The following is a 2342-nucleotide window of genomic DNA, read 5'->3' on the forward strand; positions in this document are numbered from 1 at the left end:
GCCATCGAGAGGCTGATCGCCGAAGGGCACTCTCCGGCCGAGGTCTGGCGCTACACCCCGCGCCAGATCGTCGGCTTCATCGGATTCGCAGCCAGGCGTCGCAACCACGATGCGGCGGCAACGCTTGCGCTCGGCGCCTTGGCAGCACGCGGCGATCCGAAGGATTTGAAGAAACAGATCGCTGATCTCGACCGAGAGTGAAGCAACCGATAGGGCGCTCTGCCCTTAAGGAGGTTGAATTGAAAATCACTGTGTTGGAATTGCCTTCCCACGTCGAACTTGTCGTGGATGATACTCCCCCGTTATGCCGCAAGACGGACAGCGGATGGGCAATTTGGTGGGAAGATCCTCCCAAACTAGCATCGTCCCTTCAGCCGACGGCTCGATCTCAATTGGGATCGGCTGTTGGCAACTCGGATTCAGACAACTGACGGTCAGATGCCACGCGTTTTGAAACGCTATTTTGCTTTGCACCTCGCGAAGGGAGGCGGCGAGCATATGCAAGGCAGCTTCCATTGATGCATTGGCTTGGTCTTTCGATTGTCCGTATCCTAGCGCCTTCAGCATCAGGCAGTGGCAATCTGATTGGCCGAAGAACGTCTTCAGGGGCTCGATTGTGAGTTCGTATTGCATCGGAACACGCCAGGTCACGGGCGCAGCAATGTTGTCCCAAATTTCTTTTGCCAACGCGATGTGATTTTCGGCACTCCTATTGAGGCGTCCATCGTCGAAAGCAGTGACAACAAAGGCCCCTGACTGCCATCTGAAGCCGCTCGGGTCATTTTCCCCGCGGTCAAAAGCATGGTGCTCACACCCGCTGGAAAGGATTGGAGATCCAGGAGCCGCCAGTTCGCGGAGCACCGCTTGAAGAGCTGTGCTATCGGCAGCCTCCTTGATTCCTGAGACGAGATCCGGCCTGCCTCTCAAGTCAACCCAGCCATAGTTTCGCGTTCCATCTGGCCGAGCACCGCTCGGACCGTACGGAATCATTGTCTCGGGCTTGTGGATACGGGCAATCGTGTAACCGGGCCCTTGGTAAAGAATTTCGTCGTCCATCGGCACTTATCTCCATGCCTTCCGCCAGCCGGCCGCCATCGCCTCAGCCTCGCTACAGAACCACCGCTCGCCGAACTCGGGCCGGATGCGCGTGCGCGAATAATACTTCTGGCCGGGCACGTGGAAGATATGTTCCCCCGTGTCGATACTGACGTTGCCCTTGATGTTGCATCCAGCGCCTGTGGACAAGAGAGAGGCGCTTGGAGATGCATCGATCTGCACAAGGCTGGGAGCCGCGCCGATGATGTCGGGGTTCTGCGAGAGGAACACGGCCAAAGGCACAAAGATCAGCGCGAGCAGATACGCTGGTCGCAATATGCGGCGGCGTCGCTTCCTGGCGCTGCGCCAGCGGTCAGCCTGGTCGGCCCCGATATGCTGCTTCTGGAATTTGCCCACTGTCTCACTTCCCCGGCGGGGAAGATGCGGCCGTTCTAATAAATAGTCCAGAGAGCGTCGTGCGGCGCCTTAGAATACCGTCGTCATTTTAGAATGAAGTAGAGCGGAACGAGCAACGCGAATGCAGCGACACCCGTGAGAAACAGGTTTGTGGTCATGTCGTGTGGCCCCCCGGCCAATTTTCATCGGCCATACAGCCACGCAATTTAGCTCAAATGCAAGTGACCTCACTCCAGGCCAACCGATCTATTGCGCATAAGCCGCGACTTATGCAATATCCCCGCGTTCTCACAGCGAGGCGCGGCATGCTGGCACGGACGGTCCACCCTTGCGATATCCACGCCATAGCCCGCATGTGCGGCGTCAAGCTCCACAATAGCGCTGACAACCGGTCGAGCGGCCGCAAGCCCGGCCATTGCTACTGCAAGCCGACGGTGCGCGCGATCGGGCGCCGGCATGGCGAGCAACACCTGGCCATGGTGCTGAAGCTCATCAACTCGACTGACAACGGCCATGACCTTCATGCTGCGACGCTGCAGGCGGTCTCAGCGGTGCTCCTGACTGGTGAGGTGGTGCTCAATGCTGCTCTGTTCCTGGCCATGGATGAAATAGACCTGGGCAAGCTCAGGACGGCCGCCAAGGCGCTGCCAGGATCGACGGCCGACGTCATGGCCGGCGCACTGCTGGCGCTGCTCACAGGCCCTGCAATCGCGAGGCGCATCGCATGTTAGCCAGGACCCCTTTCACCGAAATTGAGATCGAGGGCATCGGCACCTATCGGCTTCCGAACCAATGGCAAAGCCAGCGGCTGAGGCGCCTTCGTGGTGAGGAGCGCCACACCGCTGTCCTGGCAACAGGTTGCGGGATGTCGGTGCGCCAGTTCAACAAGC

Annotated in this window: 4 protein-coding genes; 2 read left to right on the top strand and 2 right to left on the bottom strand. The window is 59.1% G+C overall.

Going from position 1 to position 2342, the window contains the following annotated elements; genetic code table 11:
* Positions 1-201: hypothetical protein (locus tag EN914_RS38485; protein WP_164779074.1), on the top strand; the 201-nt coding region annotated here is incomplete at its 5' end.
* Between the two features lie 45 nt (positions 202-246).
* Here the strand turns inward: EN914_RS38485 and EN914_RS32415 are convergent.
* Positions 247-1056, bottom strand: a complete 810-nt coding sequence (locus tag EN914_RS32415; RefSeq protein ID WP_024503200.1) for a hypothetical protein — start codon at positions 1054-1056, stop codon at positions 247-249.
* Positions 1057-1062: 6 nt separating this feature from the next.
* Positions 1063-1452, bottom strand: a complete 390-nt coding sequence (locus EN914_RS32420; protein WP_024503199.1) for a hypothetical protein — start codon at positions 1450-1452, stop codon at positions 1063-1065.
* A gap of 305 nt (positions 1453-1757) precedes the next feature.
* Between EN914_RS32420 and EN914_RS32425 the strand changes: the two genes are divergently transcribed.
* Positions 1758-2183 carry a hypothetical protein gene (locus EN914_RS32425; RefSeq protein ID WP_024503198.1) on the top strand — a complete coding sequence of 142 codons (426 nt, stop codon included), beginning with the start codon at positions 1758-1760 and terminating at the stop codon, positions 2181-2183.
* Positions 2184-2342 lie beyond the last annotated feature (159 nt).

It is taken from the genome of Mesorhizobium sp. M7A.F.Ca.CA.001.08.2.1 (assembly GCF_003998455.1).
GTDB classification, from domain to species: Bacteria; Pseudomonadota; Alphaproteobacteria; order Rhizobiales; family Rhizobiaceae; genus Mesorhizobium; species Mesorhizobium ciceri.

Bases quoted from the DNA above. Each gene is read 5' to 3' on its own strand.
- EN914_RS32415 (WP_024503200.1), bottom strand. From the start codon at position 1,056: ATGGACGACGAAATTCTTTACCAAGGGCCCGGTTACACGATTGCCCGT.
- EN914_RS32425 (WP_024503198.1), top strand. From the start codon at position 1,758: ATGCTGGCACGGACGGTCCACCCTTGCGATATCCACGCCATAGCCCGC.